This is a genomic window from Shewanella sp. M-Br (genome assembly GCF_036245925.1).
GTDB lineage: Bacteria > Pseudomonadota > Gammaproteobacteria > Enterobacterales > Shewanellaceae > Shewanella > Shewanella oncorhynchi.
Genome location: NZ_BJBV01000043.1, coordinates 1 through 16,391, shown reverse-complemented (window position 1 = coordinate 16,391; position 16,391 = coordinate 1). Strand labels below are relative to the sequence as shown.

General features: G+C 47.1%; 16 protein-coding genes. 8 read left to right on the top strand and 8 right to left on the bottom strand.

Features of this window, described 5'->3' with window-relative positions; genetic code table 11:
- The 5 genes from AAA952_RS22145 to hemC form a co-directional block, all read right to left on the bottom strand.
- Positions 1-1,446 (bottom strand): retention module-containing protein (locus AAA952_RS22145; RefSeq protein WP_338259660.1); only part of this gene is annotated, 1,446 nt, incomplete at its 3' end.
- A gap of 433 nt (positions 1,447-1,879) precedes the next feature.
- The gene (locus AAA952_RS22140; protein ID WP_338259658.1) at positions 1,880-3,046 is read right to left on the bottom strand and encodes a heme biosynthesis HemY N-terminal domain-containing protein; all 1,167 of its coding nucleotides are present in this window, start codon (positions 3,044-3,046) and stop codon (positions 1,880-1,882) included.
- A complete protein-coding gene (locus AAA952_RS22135; RefSeq protein ID WP_338259656.1) occupies positions 3,043-4,224 on the bottom strand; it encodes a uroporphyrinogen-III C-methyltransferase in 1,182 nt (393 codons plus the stop codon). The genes AAA952_RS22140 and AAA952_RS22135 overlap by 4 nt, the downstream gene beginning before the upstream one ends.
- Positions 4,225-4,284: 60 nt before the next feature.
- On the bottom strand, positions 4,285-5,025 hold the full coding sequence (locus AAA952_RS22130) for a uroporphyrinogen-III synthase (protein ID WP_168825922.1): 741 nt from the start codon (positions 5,023-5,025) through the stop codon (positions 4,285-4,287).
- A gap of 4 nt (positions 5,026-5,029) precedes the next feature.
- The gene (gene hemC, locus AAA952_RS22125) at positions 5,030-5,962 is read right to left on the bottom strand and encodes a hydroxymethylbilane synthase (protein WP_131523367.1); all 933 of its coding nucleotides are present in this window, start codon (positions 5,960-5,962) and stop codon (positions 5,030-5,032) included.
- 202 nt (positions 5,963-6,164) lie between these two features.
- Between hemC and AAA952_RS22120 the strand changes: the two genes are divergently transcribed.
- Positions 6,165-8,576 carry a class I adenylate cyclase gene (locus AAA952_RS22120; protein ID WP_338259652.1) on the top strand — a complete coding sequence of 804 codons (2,412 nt, stop codon included), beginning with the start codon at positions 6,165-6,167 and terminating at the stop codon, positions 8,574-8,576.
- A gap of 83 nt (positions 8,577-8,659) precedes the next feature.
- Here AAA952_RS22120 and cyaY read toward each other — a convergent pair whose 3' ends face one another.
- On the bottom strand, positions 8,660-8,989 hold the full coding sequence (cyaY, locus tag AAA952_RS22115; RefSeq protein ID WP_105250439.1) for an iron donor protein CyaY: 330 nt from the start codon (positions 8,987-8,989) through the stop codon (positions 8,660-8,662).
- Between the two features lie 79 nt (positions 8,990-9,068).
- On the opposite strand from cyaY, the gene lptM reads away from it, so the two are divergent.
- From lptM to AAA952_RS22080, 7 genes are all read left to right on the top strand, one after another.
- Entirely contained in the window at positions 9,069-9,260 is a 192-nt protein-coding gene (gene lptM, locus AAA952_RS22110) for an LPS translocon maturation chaperone LptM (RefSeq protein WP_168825920.1), read from the top strand.
- A gap of 57 nt (positions 9,261-9,317) precedes the next feature.
- A complete protein-coding gene (lysA, locus tag AAA952_RS22105) occupies positions 9,318-10,562 on the top strand; it encodes a diaminopimelate decarboxylase (protein ID WP_168825915.1) in 1,245 nt (414 codons plus the stop codon).
- 76 nt (positions 10,563-10,638) lie between these two features.
- On the top strand, positions 10,639-11,466 hold the full coding sequence (gene dapF, locus AAA952_RS22100) for a diaminopimelate epimerase (RefSeq protein WP_338259648.1): 828 nt from the start codon (positions 10,639-10,641) through the stop codon (positions 11,464-11,466).
- A complete protein-coding gene (locus AAA952_RS22095; protein WP_338259645.1) occupies positions 11,463-12,092 on the top strand; it encodes a DUF484 family protein in 630 nt (209 codons plus the stop codon). The genes dapF and AAA952_RS22095 overlap by 4 nt, the downstream gene beginning before the upstream one ends.
- A gap of 57 nt (positions 12,093-12,149) precedes the next feature.
- Positions 12,150-13,070, top strand: coding sequence for a tyrosine recombinase XerC (gene xerC, locus AAA952_RS22090; RefSeq protein WP_338259643.1), 921 nt, complete (start codon positions 12,150-12,152; stop codon positions 13,068-13,070).
- Complete coding sequence (locus AAA952_RS22085) at positions 13,070-13,801, top strand: HAD-IA family hydrolase (protein WP_338259641.1); 732 nt, start codon at positions 13,070-13,072, stop codon at positions 13,799-13,801. Before xerC ends, AAA952_RS22085 begins: the two co-directional genes overlap by 1 nt.
- 113 nt (positions 13,802-13,914) lie before the next feature.
- The gene (locus tag AAA952_RS22080) at positions 13,915-14,493 is read left to right on the top strand and encodes a HupE/UreJ family protein (protein WP_113940843.1); all 579 of its coding nucleotides are present in this window, start codon (positions 13,915-13,917) and stop codon (positions 14,491-14,493) included.
- A 29-nt stretch (positions 14,494-14,522) separates the two neighbouring features.
- Here the strand turns inward: AAA952_RS22080 and AAA952_RS22075 are convergent, their stop codons facing one another.
- Together AAA952_RS22075 and ric are read right to left on the bottom strand one after the other, a co-directional pair.
- Positions 14,523-15,026 carry an AlbA family DNA-binding domain-containing protein gene (locus AAA952_RS22075; RefSeq protein WP_105250431.1) on the bottom strand — a complete coding sequence of 168 codons (504 nt, stop codon included), beginning with the start codon at positions 15,024-15,026 and terminating at the stop codon, positions 14,523-14,525.
- Between the two features lie 132 nt (positions 15,027-15,158).
- Positions 15,159-15,914, bottom strand: coding sequence for an iron-sulfur cluster repair di-iron protein (ric, locus tag AAA952_RS22070; RefSeq protein WP_263207598.1), 756 nt, complete (start codon positions 15,912-15,914; stop codon positions 15,159-15,161).
- Positions 15,915-16,391: the final 477 nt, after the last annotated feature.

Genomic DNA, 16,391 nt, shown 5'->3' with positions numbered 1-16,391 from the left:
ATCGCCGTCTTCGGTGACGGTGCCAGCATCGCTGTCGCCGTTACCGACCGTGATGTCAGCGGGATCGTCGACAGGATTAACATTAATGGTTAAGGTCGCCGTTGAACCGGTGTTAGTGGTGTAGGTGATGACTGGTACTTGGCCATTCCAGTTGGCATTGGGTGTGAAGGTGTAAGAGCCATCGGCATTGATGACTAAGTCGCCGCCTTCAAGTTCAACTGTGGTGCCTGCGGCCACCGTATCGCCGTTCACGGTGAAGCTAACGACCGATAAGGTGTTATCCACATCGCTGTCATTGGTGAGCACGTTACCGGTGGCAACGGTATCTTCATCAATGGTATTGGTGTCGTTGGCTAACACAGAAGCATCATCAACCGGGGTAACATTAATGGTTAATGTGGCCGTTGAACCAGTGTTAGTGGTGTAGGTAATGACAGGTACTTGGCCATTCCAGTTTGCATTCGGCGTGAAGGTGTAAGAACCATCGGCATTGATGACTAAGCTGCCACCTTCTAGGGAAACAGTGGTGCCTGCGGTAACGGTATCGCCATTCATAGTGAAGCTGACAACGGACAGGGTGCTGTCGATATCGGAATCATTATCAAGCACATTGCCTGTAGCTACAGTGTCTTCTGCAACTGTGGCGCTGTCATTTGCAAGGATGGAAGGATCATCGACAGGGCTGATATTAATGGTTAGCGTTGCAGTTGAGCCCGTGTTGGTCGTGTAGGTGATGACAGGTACTTGGCCATTCCAGTTTGCATTCGGTGTGAAGGTGTAAGAGCCGTCGGTATTTAAAACTAAAACACCGCCTTCGAGAGTCACTTCTGTGCCTGCTGCGTAGGTGGTACCGCTGATTTCGAAGCTCACAACACTTAGAGTGGAATCCACATCAGTGTCGTTATCGAGCACATTGCCAGTCGCTACAGTATCTTCATTGGAAGTGTTGCTGTCATTAGCAAGTGCTGAAGGTGAGTCTGCTGCAATGGTGAATTGTGGAATATTAACCGTCGTTCCAGTCAGTGCTTGGCCGCTTGTTGAGTAGCCTGAAGCTGCAATGGTTTCTGTGCCGCTACGGGCTAGAGTGACATAGCCCGAGTTACCATCACTGCCTGGTGTGTTACCTGCTGCGGTTTCTGGTAGGTTCTGAGTTGGGTCTTCACCGGATGCAATAAGATCTTGTAATGCTTGAATTTCATCTAGGGCTGCTTCGTTAGCCGTGCCAGAGGCTGCTGCAGTAGTTTCGCTGGGCGCGACTTCATTTGATAGCTTAGTGCCATCATCGAAGGTAATTTCATAGGTTGCGTTTTCGCCAATATGGAGCACAGCACCTTTAGGGAGTTGTTCGCCATCCTTAGCGGGTTGATTTGAACCATCAACTTCGACATTGATTTGCCCTTTTACTAACTTAAGCAAACCTTTCTTTGATGTAATTACCGATCCCATAGTAAGCTCCCAACAGCCAAAGTGTGTTAATCCATAGACGCACAAGTCCAACAAATATGTCGCACTGTGATACAAGTGGTGGAATTTTAGCTAACGAAACGACTTAAGTCAATTTTTTGACGCGCTTGTGTCGCCTGTTCTTATGCGGTTTTACGGATCTTAATACGCAAAAGTGACAATTTTTAGACCTGTAACTAGATGTAGTAGCTATATCTATAAAAAGGGCCGTATTTAGTACTTTTTAACTCTAAGATTAAGCATAGTTATAAGAAATTAATCTGGATTGGGAGAGTGGTTTTTACGGAAAAGAAGCGACACGATCTAGTTTTTAACATTTTTGGCAAGTTAAGTGGGTTTTAATATGCCAGCATTGGCAAGTGCCGTGATCTTTCGTTACTCAAATCACGGCGACTAGGTTGCAGGCATTGTAGAACTACAGATTAACCGCCTGACGATAACTTTGATTTGCGTTACCTTGTTCACCTAACTGTTCTTGAATCCGTGCAAGCGCCAACCAAGAGGCTTTTGTAGGTTCGAGTCGGCAAACATTTTGCCAGCAGGTTCTGGCTTCTTTCATATCCCTTGTTTGCTGATAAAGTTTAGCTAAGCACATCTGGTAGTCGGCATTATTCTCATGGGTGATTTCATGCTTGAGTAACTGCTTACGGATTTCTGTATCTTGGGCTGTCGTTATTTCTGGAATGACTTCTAAAAGTGCAGATTCAGGAGCAGTGCGTAATTTTTTTGCGAGTAGTTTCAGCGCTTGGTCTTTGCGATTAAAGCGGCATAAACCCACAGCATAAATCGCCAAAAACTCAGACTGATTGCGCTCACTGCGAGATAACCACTGCCAGCATTGTTCTAAGGCTTCTTCGCCTTTAATGGTTGCGGCTTTGAGTAAAGCGCAGTGAGTGATTACATTGAGTTCATTTAGCAGGGTGTCATCTAGGATCTGGCGCTTCTTCAAAATAGGTAACAATAGCTTCAGCGCATCCCAATCCTCTTGTGCTCGATATAACTCGAGGGCGAGTTTGAGTACCGGTGCTTTGCTCTTACTTGTGGGGGCTAATTTATCGAGCTCGGCGCGGGCTAAAGCTAACTCTCCTTGTTTTAACAGATATCGAGTACGCGTGGTTGCGACGGCATTCGCGGCCAGCGGTTGTGTTGCAGCACGGTCAAGATATTGATCACGCTCTGCTATTTTCTGTTGATATTGGGCAGCACGAGCTGCTGCAAGTAAATTAAGTGCAGGGAGTTCGCCATTGTCGGCGCCTTTTATCATAGCGCGTTCCGCTGCTGGCCAATCTTCTTCTGCCAGAGCCAGTGCACCCATTAAGGTATGCTTTTTCGCGGAGCGACGGCGCCAGTGGCGAGGAATAAAACGGCTACGCAGCATGAGATTAATGGCACTAATCACCAACCATTCTAGTACTTGGAACATGGCATAAAATACAATTAAGGCAATGATCCCAAAAACTAAACTGGTCTCAACCTGGTAGTCACCTGCCGCAATGTATACATAACCTGTGTTGCCCACCAACCAAGGGCTAATGCAGAGCCCTATCAATATTATCCCTAAGAAAATTAATATCTTGATCATAATGGCACATCCTCTGATGAGGTCAGCTCACCATAGCTTGTCAGCTGTAATAGCAGAGGTTTTGCGGCAAAGGATTTCAGAGTAATAGGATCAAGTTCTAATGTCGCCAATTTATCGATTTTGGCGATTGCTTCAGCAGTGCTGTGATCTTGAGTATCGAAATAGGTTTGAATCCACTTACGCACCATCATTAATGATTGGTGATAAGCGGCCCTGTCGTAGCGGTATAACGCAAGTTGAGATTGCAGCAGTTTATGACGAATGTTTTCAACCAGATACCACTGTTGCTCAGGAGCGAGTAAAGCGGGTGCATCGGCTGTTCTATGGCGTATGGTGATAAAGTCTTGGGTTAACGCTTTCCACGTCTTCCCTAAGTTGCTCTGCCAGTCATTTAAATCGCCAGTAATGTTTGTATCTTCAGGGGCATCGGTTTCTGCATCGGTGCGATTAAGGGGTAGTTTATCGAGTTGCTCAATTAAGGCATCGAGGGCTAATACACTACCATCAATATCTGTGGTTTTAATACTTGCAGTCGCGGCGATATCTTTTGCCAGAGCCTTACGAATAGGTAGCAAAGCGGGATTGTTCATGGCGGCGATGGTTTCATCCGCCGACTTTAATAGATCGGTGGCGGTGCGGGGATCTTTTTCTAACCAAAGTTTACGGCCCGCCATGTTTACTAGATATTCGGCTTCTGACGCCATCCAATGCGTTGGACTGCGCTGGGCAAGTTTATTGATCCTGTCCTGCAGTTGATTTTGGTCTTCTGCCAATTTTGTTAATTCTTGATAGGTCTTAGCATCATTCAGTTGTTGCTGTTCAAGCTGGCCAATACGTTGATTGGGTTGTAGCAGGGCTTGCTGTAATTGGTCCTGCAGGGCGATATTTTTCGCATCCTGCGCCAGCAGTTGCTGTTGCATCTGTTGGTATAACATAAAACCGCCGACAAGGGTGCAAGCGGTTAAACCCAGCGCTAATAACACCCCAAAGCGAATCGCCCACGAGCTTCTATTGGATGCTGGCGTTTGACTCGGCGTGCTTGAAGGTGTGGCTTTGGCTGTTTGGGATTCAGAAGATGGCGCTGAAGTTACGGGCGTGTCATCAGTCGTTATTGATGGTTCAATAATAGAGGTAGCCTGTAATTCAGGGCTCTTTGCGTCGTGCTTGTTGTTATCCATTTAACAGTCCTTGAAAACATGCTACTGCCGAAATTCGAGTTAAATCGGGCTAAATAGCGCTTAGAGTTTAAGGGCGTTTAGCACGGCTTTGCTGTTGGCGGCATTGGCATTGGTGACTTGGGTTATACCAAAGGCGTGAGCTTGAGCTTCTACTCGGTTACTTGGGACTATGATATGACATGAGCGCAGCCATGCAAATAACTCTTTTGGCACTAGATTAATCAGGTTATCCAGTACTTCACCGCTGGTGACAACAATAGTGTCGATGCCAAACTCTTGCCATTGTTGTGCGATCTGTTGTCCATCGAGTGGTGGACAAGCCCGTTGATATACTTCCCAATAGCGCACTGTTGCACCGCGCTCAGCCAGTCGTTCAGCTAAGGCTTCACGGCCGCCAACGCCACGTATGATCGTAATCTGCTTACCTTTAATATCTTGCAAAGGCGCGAGCGTGAGTAGACCTTCGGTCTGCTGACAATCATCTGGGGCTTCGAGGGCTTCAATGCCGAGTTGATTTAATGCTTCCCAAGTCGCATGACCTACGGCGAAATATTGAGCTTGAGGCCAGCCTTTTATTCGAGAATGAGCGGTTGTTAAGGCATAGTCGGCAAAGCTGACTGCATTGGCGCTGATACAGATAATCATATCGGCGTGTGCCAGTGGGTGTGAGTTATTCGTTGTGATGGGCGGCGTTGCTTCGACACACAGTAGAGGTGTAACCCAATGGCTAATGCCTTGTTGATTCAAGGCATCGATCATGGACTGATTGCGCCCTTCAGGGCGCGTCAGTAAGACTTTCATCGACTTAGGCTTTAGCGTAAACAGCGTCGAGTATGCTTTTTGCGCCTTTGCTCAATAGCTCTTCGGCAAGGGCAACCCCTAATTGCGTGGCGTCGGTTTTTGGACCTGTGATCACGCCTTCGATGATTTCACTACCATCAGGGTTACCGACTAGGCCGCGTAATGTCATCTCATCACCATTGATTTCGGCAAATGCGCCAATAGGCACTTGGCATCCACCTTCTAGGCGCGTGTTCATCGCGCGCTCGGCAATTACACGGTAGCGCGTTTCTAAATGTTCTAATGGTGCCAGTAGGGCCTTAACGCGTGCGTCGTTGGTGCGACATTCGATACCCACAGCGCCTTGGCCGTTGGCGGGCAAGGACTCTTCGGCAGAAATAAAGCTGGCAATACGCTCAGACAATTTCAGGCGAATTAAGCCTGCAGCGGCAAGAATAATGGCATCGTATTCGCCGTTATCAAGTTTAGCTAAACGAGTGCCTACGTTACCGCGTAAATCTTTGATGATAAGGTCAGGGCGTGATGCGCGCAGTTGGCATTGACGACGTAGGCTCGAGGTGCCCACAGTTGCGCCTAATGGTAATTCGCTGATCGATTTATATAAATTCGATACAAAGGCATCGCGTGGATCTTCGCGCTCGCAAATAACTTCAAGGCCCAAGCCTTCTGGGAAGTCGACGGGCACGTCTTTCATTGAGTGCACCGCGATATCGGCAAGATCGTCTAACATGGCGACTTCAAGCTCTTTGACGAACAAACCTTTACCGCCCACTTTGGCTAGCGGCGTATCTAAGATAACGTCGCCTTTAGTGCTCATTGGCAGCAATTCCACCACAATACCGGGGTGAATGCGTTCTAATTCGGCTTTAACAAATTCAGCTTGCCACATGGCCAGCGGACTCTTGCGGGTTGCGATACGTATGCGGTTCTCAGACATGCCTAGTTTCCATCAAAGATCTTAGTTGCGCCAATGCTAACATTGGCAAATCGTTTATGTAAGGAAGCCGTATCGATTCTTTGAAGTTGGCGATGTTCTAGATACCGTGAAAGTGTGACGGGCTTCACGTTTAGTTGCTCGAGTTTGTAAAAGTGTTAACATGAGCACATTTCCCATAAGTGCTTAAGTGTTGTGTTTTTGAATGGATCGGCAAATACAGTTTCCTGATATAGCAGAAAGACTTAATAAGGTACGTATTGCACGCGCCCTAGCTTTGCTATCGCCGTTACAAAAACACTTATTCTATTTGATCCCCTTTTTAATTCACCAGAACGGTGTTCAGTATCCTGGCTATCATGCCGCCAATACGCCCTGTGGAATCAACGAGTATCAGGTTGGTGAGACTGAGTCCCAGGCCTGCGATGTGTTCTCGCTGCCTTTTACTACTCAAGAAGCGGATATCAATGCCTTTGAAGGTGTTTATGCGATGGGGAGTACTGGCAGTTTTGGCCAAAATGCCAAGAGTGATGTCGATGTTTGGTTAGTACATCGGGCCGATCTGAGTTCTGAGGATTTGGCGCTAATCAAGATTAAAGCGACTCGATTGACTGCTTGGTTTGCCGAGTATCAGTTTGAGGTGAATTTTTACTTAGTTCATCCGCAGCAGTTTTGTGGCGGTAAAGCCGTTCGTGGATGTCAATCAGCAATGGCCCATGAGCATAGCGGTAGTATGCAACATTGGTTATTACTTGAAGAGTTTTATCGCAGTCAAATTCGTTTGGCGGGTAAAACGATTGCATGGTGGCCAGACGCTAAACTCAATCCTGCGCTCTTGTCCTTAGGCGATGTACATGAATTACCTGCGAGTGAGTACTTTGGTGCTTCGTTATGGCAGCTCTACAAGGGCTTAGAAAAGCCCCATAAGGCACTGATTAAAGTATTGCTACTCGAGGCTTATGCCAGTGATTATCCCCATTCAACTCTGCTTTGTGATCACTTATGGCAGAAAACGCTTGCCGGTGATTTTTCGACGTCGAATGATGCCTATTACTCTATCTATGAGATTATCGAAACCTATTTACTTAAGCAGAATGATACTCGCCGACTAGAGATAGTGCGGCGCTGCTTCTATTTAAAATGTGGCGTGCACTTGAGTCGAACTCAAGAAGGCAAAGATTGGCGTTATCCTAAATTGCAAAAGCTGGTGCAGGATTGGCAATGGCCAGATAGTCTGATTAGCACTTTAGACAATTGTGAACATTGGCATAGTGGCCAGCTCAATTGGTTTAACGAGCAACTGAATGAACTGTTATTAGCGAGCTACCAAACCTTATTACGCTTCGCATCGACACATGAGTTAAATGAAGGTTTGCGGATCGAAGATTTGGGAATGCTGACTCGCAAGTTGCATACCTATTTTAGTCAAGATGAAGACCAAATCGCTAAGCTGAATCTGCTGTGGAGTGCTTCAGTCGCTGAGTCCGAAGTGACTATGGTCTCAAGCTCCCGCGAGCGTCAATATTATCTGTATCGACAAGGGCCTCAGCCACAAAATTTGTTAGGCGAGTCGGCAATATGTAAGGGAAAAACCCCTTCAGCCTTAATGATTTGGGCATGTTTAAATGGGATCTCGACGCCGAGTACTCAATGGCATGAATATGGTCAGAGTAAGGCAAAGTCGAAACGGCTTACCGAAGCTTCAAAGCGGTTACTGAATTTTATCGACCACGATTGGCGTGTATCTAAACGTGACTTATGCCAGCCATGGCATTTTCGTAAGCTGATTTTTGTGCTCAATCTGGATTGCGATCCCACCATTGAATGGCAAGGACAGGAAATGATGGTCGATGTGATGAATGCGAACGTGTTCTCACTCGGGCGTAAAAAAGCCAATATGCTTGGTGCGTTAGATGCGATTTGCTTGAATAGTTGGGGTGAATGGCAGTGTCATCGCTTCGAAGGCGATACCGCGGTATTGCAAGCTTTAGCCTTTGTAACGCCGGGGCTAAGACGGGCCAGTTTACCTGTGGATATGGATGTGATCAGCTGTTCACAGAAGTTACGCCCACAGCTTAAATTAGCAGTGAAAAATCTACTAAAACAAACTATGCGTTTGTGCCAACAAGTGCAGCAATCCAGCACCTTAGTGCAGCCACTGCAGATAAGCCGTACTCGCTATGGGATCTTTTTTAATCCCTTAGGCATGGCCTATCAGGACTTGAGCGATGCCAAGTCATTTTATCAACAGTTATCCCGCAGTCATCTTGTATTATTGCCGCGGCCTGAATTAGGTGACGATCCCTTCTCGAGTATGCCTAAAGTGGTGCAAAACTATGCGGCTAAAGGCGCGATTCAGTATTTTCTACGCCAACGGGTCGATAACTTGGATGTATTTATCCTCGATGAGGAAAATCAACTAAGCCATTACGTGCAGGCGGGATCAAACATGGCCGAGTTGGTAAATAAAGTGAGTCATCACTATGTGTTCGATGAGCATTATGCTTCACGGGCCCGGTTTAATATTCCGCAATTTTTCCATTTAGTGCGGGTAGCCGGAGAGTTAACGGTGGCGCCTTTCGGTATCGATGTTAGCGATCAAGACACTGAGTTTTAGCTGGTTTTTAACATAAATAATGGGAGCCAAGGCTCCCATTATTGTTTTGTACTATTACGGTTTTGCACTACGACAGGCTTAGATTAGAAGCTAAGCTTAATGCCGCCTTGGCGCTCGATAGACTCTTGCACGAATGGCATAAATTCGCCGCCATTTCGTCCGTCCATCCATTTACCTTCAACAAAACCAAAGTGATATCCACCAAAGCGTGTGGCGACCCAAATCTCATGCAAAGGTTCTTGCTTGTTGATCACTATCTTAGAGCCATCAACAAATTCTAATTGCAATACGTTGCCACTGGCATCGATATCAAGATCGGCATCTTGCTCATCAATCGCAGTTTCAATCGCATTTTCTATGGCTTGGAACATGTCATCGGCGAGCTGGTGAAATTCTGTATCTGTCATGGCCATGCATTTCTGTCCTTTGCTTTCGTCAAGATGGGTGCGATTATAAGGCCATTAGTCACCAGATGCACAGATGTTGAGAAAAATGAGACTGTTTTTATTGTTATTGCTTGGTAGCCTATTCATTACTGCATGCGGCCAGAAGGGCCCCCTCTATCGATCTCCGGCCACAGAGGTGAATCAGCCTAAAAAGGTTGAGGCGTCTAAACCAGAGCCTGAAGTAGAAGAGATTAAAACCGAAATTCGAGCCATCGAAGTACAAAAAACACAACAATAATAGCAGCTATAACTATCATCACTATCGCAGCGATAAAGCGCAGTAAGGAATCAGACATTGGATCACTTTCTCTACCAACAAAATGCCCTGCACGCCGAAGGCTGCCAGGTCGCCGACTTAGCTCAAACCTATGGTACGCCGCTGTATATCTATTCCCGCGCCACGCTAGAGCGCCATTGGCATGCCTTTAATAACGCCGTGGCAGATCATCCACATTTGATTTGTTACGCGGTTAAAGCTAATTCGAACTTGGCCGTACTGAATGTGTTGGCACGTTTAGGTAGTGGTTTTGATATCGTTTCGGGTGGCGAGTTAGCAAGAGTGATTGAAGCGGGCGGCGATCCCGCTAAAGTGGTGTTCTCTGGCGTGGGTAAAACTGCGGCCGAAATGGAACAGGCACTTAATCTGGGCATTTATTGCTTTAACGTCGAGTCGAGCGCCGAGCTTGAGCAGTTAAATTTGGTCGCAGGTCGTTTAGGTAAAGTGGCGCCAGTTTCCTTGCGAGTCAATCCCGATGTGGATGCGGGTACTCATCCCTATATTTCGACTGGCCTTAAAGAAAATAAATTCGGTATCGCTATGGATGAGGCCGAAACCGTCTTCGCCCGTGCCCATGCTTTGCCACATTTAAAAGTGAAAGGTGTCGATTGCCATATCGGTTCGCAATTAACCGAAATTCAACCTTTCCTCGATGCAATGGATCGTATGCTAGCGTTGATCGATCGTCTGGCTGAACAAGGTATCGTCATCGAGCATTTTGATGTGGGTGGCGGTTTAGGTGTGACCTATGATGCTGAAACTCCGCCGCATCCTGATGTGTATGCCGCCGCCATATTAGCGCGTATGGGCGACCGTCAACTGAAGCTGATCTTCGAACCGGGCCGTGCGATTGCCGCCAATGCGGGGATTTTTGTTACTCAGGTGCTTTATCTGAAAGAAAACAGCGACAAGCGTTTTGCGATTGTCGATGGCGCGATGAATGACTTAATTCGGCCAGCACTTTACAGCGCATGGCAAAATATTATCCCAGTCGTGCCAAGGGACTCTGAGGCCTATGAGTTTGATATTGTTGGTCCAGTCTGCGAAACAGGTGATTTTTTAGGTAAAGATCGCAAGCTGGCTTTAGTGGCAGGGGATTTACTTGCTGTGCGTTCGAGTGGTGCCTATGGTTTTGCGATGGCCTCTAACTACAACACGCGTCCTCGTGCGGCCGAAGTCATGGTCGATGGTGAGCACGCTTTCTTAGTGCGTGAGCGAGAAAAATTGTCTCAGCTCTGGCAAGGTGAGCAACTCCTGCCGTAAACTAGAAAAATTATATTGATTCAGGCGCTTGGTTTCATACTTAATGAGCGGCGCCTCGGCTTAAAGGATAAGTATCTTGATCCAATTCACTAAGATGCACGGACTGGGTAACGATTTTATGGTGGTCGATGGGGTCACGCAGAACGTGTTCTTTTCGCCTGAGCAGATCCGCCGTTTAGCCGACCGTAACTTTGGCATAGGTTTCGATCAATTACTGTTGGTTGAGCCGCCCTATGATCCCGATTTAGATTTTCATTATCGCATCTTCAATGCCGATGGTACTGAAGTCGAACAATGCGGTAATGGCGCCCGCTGTTTTGCCCGTTTTGTGCGCAATAAAGGATTGACCAATAAGAGTAAAATCCGTGTTAGCACTTCATCAGGTAAGATGACTCTGCGTTTAGAGCGAGATGGCACAGTTACCGTGAATATGGGCGTGCCTATTCTTGAACCAAGTCTGATCCCCTTTAAAGCCAAGAAAGCAGAAAAAACCTATTTACTGCAAACACCACTGCAAACCTTTTTATGTGGCGCGGCTTCTATGGGCAATCCCCATTGTGTGCTCGACGTTGAAGATGTGGCGAGTGCCGCTGTTGCTGAAATTGGTGCCATGATCACTAAGCATGAGCGCTTTCCCCGTGGTGTGAATGTGGGATTTATGCAAGTGGTGGATTCGGGCCACATTAAGCTGCGGGTGTATGAACGTGGTGCTGCCGAAACTTTGGCCTGTGGCACTGGCGCGTGTGCGGCCGTGGTTGTAGGTCAAGTGCAAGGGAAGCTCGGCCAGCAAGTGCGGGTGGATTTACCCGGCGGTACTTTAACCATCAACTGGGAAGGCGAGGGGAAACCTTTGTGGATGACGGGCCCAGCGCAGCACGTTTACGATGGACAAATTCAGTTATGACAGAGCCCTTGATGCCGCAGACGGATGTGCCTTTCGATGAGTTGATTATTCGCGAGTATCTGCTGGATAATCCTGATTTTTTCAATCGCTATCCTGAGCTATTGCTGGCAATGCGTCTGCCCCATCTGGAGCGCGGCGCTATCTCTTTAGTGGAACGTCGTCAAGAAATGCTGCGCCAGCGAGTCAGCCAGTTGGAAGAAGAGATCACCAGTCTGTTAACGATGGCGGCGCGCAACGAGAAAATTTACCAATTCAATACTGAGTTATCCTTCCAGCTACTGAATTGTGCCGATCTAGTGTCACTCAAAGAAGTGTTGGCCGATAGTTTGAAATTACAGTTTAATTTCAGTCATGTGCGTTTGATCAGCGTGCTCGATGCCGATATGAAGGCAATATGGGATCAAAGACTGCATAAAGGTCACTATTTTGGTCGGCTAACGCAACAAGAGGCTAAACGCCTATTTGGTAGCGAAGTGGGATCGGTGGCACTGACTAAATTGTCGGAAGACAACCCGGTGATTTTTGCCATTGCTAGCCAAGATGTCACCCATTTTCATCCTGATATGGATAACATGCTGCTGGAACAGTTGCGGCGTTTACTGGCGCATATGCTTGCTAAGCTGTAACAGCCGTAGAGCGATTTTGTTCATCCAAGGCTTGGCAAAACCCATGAGGAAACCGATATGAGTACGCAAACAGGCGAAGTGTCGGCATTAAATACTCAATGGTTACAAACCTTTGAACGTTATCTGAGTACCGAGCGACAGTTGTCTGCCCATACAGTACGTAATTACCTTTATGAGCTTAATCGCGGTAGCGATCTCTTGCCCGAAGGCGTGCATTTACTCAATGTGAGCCGCGAGCATTGGCAGCAAGTGTTAGCCAAATTGCACCGCAAAGGTTTAAGCCCGCGATCGCTTTCTCTGTGTTTATCGGCGGTAAAACAATGGGGTGAATTTTTGCTGCGCGAAGGCGTGATTGAGCTTAATCCCGCCAAAGGCTTAAGTGCCCCCAAACAGACCAAACCTCTGCCGAAGAATATCGATGTCGATGCCATCAGTCACTTGCTGGACATTGAAGGTACAGATCCGCTGAGTCTGCGTGATAAAGCCATGATGGAATTGTTTTATTCCAGTGGGTTACGTTTAGCGGAACTTGCCGCGCTTAATTTATCCAGTGTGCAATACGATTTGAAAGAAGTGCGAGTCTTAGGTAAAGGCAATAAGGAGCGTATCGTCCCTGTCGGTCGTTTAGCTATTACTGCGCTGCAGAATTGGCTCAATTGCCGAAAGCAGATCCCCTGTGAAGATAACGCCTTATTTGTGACTGAAAAAGGCAAGCGACTTTCCCATCGCAGTATTCAGGCGCGCATGGCTAAATGGGGTCAAGGGCAGGCATTATCGGTGCGAGTACATCCCCATAAGTTGCGTCATTCCTTTGCCACTCACATGTTAGAAGCGAGCGCCGACTTGCGGGCGGTGCAAGAATTATTGGGTCATGCGAACCTAGCGACCACACAAATTTACACCAGTTTGGATTTCCAACACTTAGCTAAGGTGTATGATAACGCCCATCCTAGAGCGAAAAAAACACAGGATAAATAATGCGTTGCTATCTTAGACCTCAACATATTCAAGCGATCAGTTTCGATCTCGACGATACCTTGTACGACAATCTGCCGCATATTATAAATGCCGAGGCTGAGTTGGCGACGTTTCTGTTGCAGACTTATCCATTGTCGCAGGCGTGGCAACCCCATGATTGGCGCAGGCTAAAGCTGCAACTTTTGCAGCAAAATCGTGAGCTCGCCCACGACACCAGCGCAGCCCGCTTAGCTACGCTTCGCCAAGGCCTAATACAATTAGGGTATTCGGCGACTGAAGCCGAACGCGGCGCCGAGCAAGGATTGGCGTGTTTTTATTTTCATCGCAGTCATTTTCAAGTGTCTGACGAAGTGCTCTTATTACTCAAGCGCTTATCGCAGCATTTTAGATTAGTCGGGATCACCAATGGCAATGTGGACGCAGAGCGGATTGGTTTAGGTGATGCCTTCGAGTTTGTGTTGCATCCAGGTAATGGCGTGCATATGAAACCCGCTAAAGACATGTTCGCATTAGCTTGCTCGCGGTTAAAGATTGCACCGCAACACTTACTGCATGTTGGTGATAGCATGAATGCAGACGTTCGTGGTGCTCGGTTGGCGGGGTGCCAGTCTGTGTGGCTAAATCCCAGTTTTGGTCGAGTCGATTCCTTACCGATAGCCGCCTTGTTGCCCCATTTAGAAATAGCCTCCCTCGACGCTTTGACAAAAGTATTGGCTATCGACGTAAACTAACTTAGCGTGCATTTTTAATCTGTATCTTTGGGTGATTGAGATCAAGGTTTGCCAGCCAAATTTGCACTAAAGTTAAGTTTTATATCACTAAAGTCACTGACTAAGGCTATTTTATGGCGCGTATCGGGTTGTTATTACTGCTCTCTTTATGTTGGATCGCGCCGGTATCGGCCCATGAGATCCATTCAGGTGGCGGTTTCATGTCGGGTTTTAATCATCCCGTATTGGGCTTCGATCACTTGCTGGCTATGTTGAGTGTGGGCATGTTGAGCACCCAGCTCGGTGGCCGCGCGATTTGGACTGTACCCTTAGCATTTGTCACCTTTATGTTAGTGGGCGGGATTTTAGGTTTATATGCGATTGCCGTTCCCTTTGTCGAAATAGGTATTGCCCTCTCGGTATTATTACTCGGTCTAGCCATCGCTTTTGATCGTCAAATCCCACTGTTATTCGCCATGGCCTTTGTGGGCGTATTCGCGATTTTTCATGGTCACGCCCACGGCGCTGAAATGCCGGAATTGGCTAGCCCAGTCCTGTATGCCCTAGGATTTTTATTTGGTACAGCAGTCATCCATTTAGGCGGCGTAATGATAGGCCTTGGAATGCAGCGGATGACAGGGCAACGCAATTTAATGCGCGTTACTGGCGTGGCGATTGCGGCCATGGGCGGCTATCTATTAGCAGGTTTTTAACGTAATAACAGGACGTTAGATTTACTGGATTAACGCGCCTTGAGTTGCTTCATGCAAAGATGGGCGCGGCGCAGCAGTAGATTGACTTGCCGACGGCTCGCGTGCATGTCGGCATCTCCCACCCTAAAATAACTCCCTGTGTAAGGATCGCTGCCTACGTAGATAGGTTTTAGCTGCTCAGGTGCCAGCGGTACGCGGATACGAATGAGTTTTTTGTTCATAATTTCAATAATCTGTACATCCGAGATCGCTAAAAGATTGTGACTCGTGCGACTCGGGTCATCGAGGATTTCCCAAAATTCTTGCAAGACGGGAAGGGGGTTGGGAATGCCTTCAATACTGAAATGGCCACGCTCTTCCCGCACACCTAGGATGATCTCGCCACCCAAAGTGTTGGCAAAAGAGCTATAAGTAGCCCAAATGTCTTCGGGTAATTGACCTTGGCCATCGCGGCCACCTGCGAGTTTAAATTCTACTTGGGCCGATTCGTGCAAATTGGCAATATCATCGAGTGCAAATGATTGAAATGTCATGGCAGCTTATCCGTCAGCGACACATGACTTGTTGTAGCACGTCAATAATTGAAAGGCCAGACTTAGGTCTGGCCTCAAGGTTAAGCGGAAAATCTGTAATTTGGAGCCGCTACGGGATAAACATTTAATCAATTATTGGGTGAGACCCAATGCCTTAGGAAATAGAATATTGTTTTCTAAGTGAATATGCTGATGTAAGTCCGCCTCAAATTCCGCCAGAGTGGCATAACAAACACGCCATGTAGTGCACGCATATTCAGGTGGTGTGAAGTCGTTAGTGAGCTCGTGTAATTTTTGTAAAATCAAACCGACTTCTTCATGCTCATGTTGCATCGCATTGATGGGGTTGCCAATATGGCCAAAGCAAGCCTCAACCTGCTCTCCATGACTCATGGCGCGGATCGCCGGAAACAGTATTTTTTCTTCCTTCATTAAATGTGGCATTAAGTCTTCAACTAAGGCTCGTACCCAACCCGCAAAGGGAACGATTTCGGCATAGTGCTCACCGTGAGCGCGAATCATTTTCTCGGAATATTCGACCAATAAAGGGGCTTTTTCGCGCACGTATTGATGGTGCGTTGATTCTATATATTCGATAAGTTGATCTAAGGGTAATTGATTTAATTCATCTTCTTTGCTACCGGTAAGTGTTGCGGCATTCAGCGCAGCAACCACTTTTGCGGGATCTACATCTGCACGCTCACAGGCGACCGCCAGTGATTTACCCCCGCCACAACAAAAATCGATACCAAATTGACTAAACACATGTGCGCGGCGAAAGTCTTCTGCCACTAGCTCACCAATTTTTCGTTCTAGCCAACGATTGTGTTGAGAATTAAGCCCATGGGGTGGGAGTTGTGCATCTTTTGAGACAGAAGTAGCAGACATGAGTAGCTCCAGAGCAGCAATAAAGTTACATTCATATTATTTGCAGCTTTATTTTGTGGCAACTAATCCTGACTGAAATAGTCAGGTTTTGCAGTACCAGTCACATAAATGGAGTCAAATAGAAGGAAGGCTATCTGATTGTTCTGAGCTACAAGCAACAGGAAGCCCAGATATCTAGCCCGTTATTTTGGCCTTGTAACCTTATCAAGTTGGCGTTGAATCAATTCTCTGGAGATTTGATTCATCTTAAGGGGGAAAAACCGCCCTCAAAGAGCCAAAAACGAGGCGCGAGGGCGGGTTTTAGCGGTTGACGTGAATCAGTCTGGTGTAGAGTGATTCACTAGCTCATTTTTGGACATAAGTGAGTTAGATTTTTTACTCAAATCCATTAGTTTCGGATTAAAATTTCTATGGAGATAACGCTGCACTCTGCGGAAATTTGCGAGCGCTAGCGAGTAAATTTTCCGTAGCAGTGCT